This is a genomic window from Oleiphilus sp. HI0079, assembly GCF_001635105.1.
Window position 1 is genome coordinate 1 of record NZ_LWFT01001215.1, and the last position, 971, is coordinate 971.

Here is a 971-nt window from a genome sequence, read left to right on the forward strand (position 1 = left end):
ATAATGTCAGAGCGTTTCAAACGTCTGCTAGACCGACTCGCTTTGGATGATGTCAAGCTTGAGCGAATTCAAGATTGGATCGATGAGAACCAGGATGCGACAGGTATAGAGGGCGTTGAAGATGGAGAGTATCTTTCACTCGAACCACCTTATCGGACTGGCGGACAGGTCTTTAGTCATCCTAGCGAGTTGATGTTGATTGAGGGGGTTGATCGTGAATCGTACGAAGCGCTGCTTCCTTTCGTTACTACGCTGCCACAAGGCTTGGCGCATATAAACGTCAATACAGCGAGTGCTGAAGTACTTCAGTCTTTGGTTGAAAATCTGCCGGACAATGTAGCGGAAGAGCTCGCATCCAAGGCGAAGGAATCCCCTTGGAAAAGTATTCAAGAGTTTGCTGCGGAGCCGCTGCTTAAAGGATTGAAACTCGATACTACGTATCTTGATGTGGCGTCTAATTTTTATGAGCTGGCAACCAGGATTACTCTATCTGATCGTAAGGTTCGTCTGCGCTCAATTCTTTATCGCGCCAAAGAGGATGGTAGTGTAACCTTGTTACAGCGTGATCAAGGGCAAAAGTACTTAATAACGAAGTCAGGCGTATGACTAACTATTGTTACTCGCAATATTACCCGCAATATGCGTGTCTGAGTTTCGGGATAAATAATGGCTTACGTTACCTTAGCCTGTTGGGCTATGATGACGGAGCAAACAGACTTAAAAGACCAAATAATAAGATGGTTGAGTTAGAAAAAAATGCCACATAAATTGTTTCTCCTGCCGAACGAGCCATACAATGCAAACCAAAGCCAGTACGACTGGGTCCTATATGATNTGAAAGGTCTCAAGGTGTCGGGTGGTCGATCGTCTGCATTAGACGAAATTCAACAAATATTGATGCAGAACGGGGCCGATAGCGTCAAAGCTGTCTTGGTTTGGCCCGGAAATCTCAGTTTTTTCACTCGTGTTAG

Annotated in this window: 1 protein-coding gene; it reads left to right on the forward strand. The window is 45.3% G+C overall.

The genetic code is table 11. From position 1 onward, the window contains the following. The coding region (gene gspK, locus A3750_RS21565) for a type II secretion system minor pseudopilin GspK (RefSeq protein ID WP_156498822.1) at positions 1-606 on the forward strand (606 nt) is incomplete at its 5' end. Positions 607-971 lie beyond the last annotated feature (365 nt).